1 protein-coding gene is annotated in these 867 nt (G+C 55.4%); it reads right to left on the reverse strand.

Annotated features, from left to right (window positions below):
* Positions 1 to 39: 39 nt before the first annotated feature.
* Positions 40 to 780: a transposase gene (locus tag QP994_RS11040; protein ID WP_284866826.1), complete on the reverse strand. Its 741-nt coding sequence runs from the start codon at positions 778 to 780 to the stop codon at positions 40 to 42.
* Positions 781 to 867: the final 87 nt, after the last annotated feature.

An 867-nucleotide genomic window follows, 5' to 3' on the forward strand; every position in this document is an offset into this window, starting at 1 on the left:
GCACGTTCTACTGCCGCTTTGTCGCGTGGCCTGCCGGGCCTAGTCGGCACAATCGTGACCCCGTAATAGTCGGCAAACGCTTACGTAGCGGTCAGTGACCATCCGGTAGCCTGAATGCTTTCTCGGCCGGTAGGTCGCCGTAGAGGCATTATCCGGCACGATGACCGCCGGTAATTTGCCAAGATAGTTCAACGCTTTGACGTGGCATGCAATCCAAGCCGGCATCTTCTCATTTGCAGCAGCAGTGACGTACATCAGCCCTGAGTACGGGCATACCGCGACAAACAGCGACGCCTTGAATGCGGTATCACCACTGGCCTGATCCACCACTGGCACTTTGTCACCGGCCCAGTCGACGTAAAGCTCTTGCCCCGGCTCATGGGTGACGACTTCGACAAGATCATGAGCACGGAGAAATTCATTGAGCCCACTGCAGAACTGGGAGTACTGGTACTTTGTCTTGTCCGTCGGACACGGCTGTGACAAGTAGTCCATCCACAGCTTGTGCCTGGTCACGTGCTTTTTGCTTTGGAGCTTGCGAGCGAGGGCTTGAAAATCGGGCTGGTCGTAGGACATCGTCCGCTTACTCCGGCCGTCGCTGAATCGATCATCGAACCATCCCGATGAGAGTTGACGGAAACGCTCTGGCGTTAGTGCCTCATCAGCGATGACTTTCTTTGCGCGGGATACTTCTCGTCGTGAACATCCCAATGCGTGTGTGATCTGCGCATAGCTTGCACCGTCAAGGCACATCGCGATGATCTGTTTGAAGTTGGCCACAAGGACCCGCTCCTTCCAAGTAGATGTTGACGCGACACCACCGGATTGCGGTGTCGCCAACATCAACTATGAAAGAAAACCCCTTGC

The organism is Corynebacterium sp. MSK044 (assembly GCF_030232825.1).
GTDB lineage: Bacteria > Actinomycetota > Actinomycetes > Mycobacteriales > Mycobacteriaceae > Corynebacterium.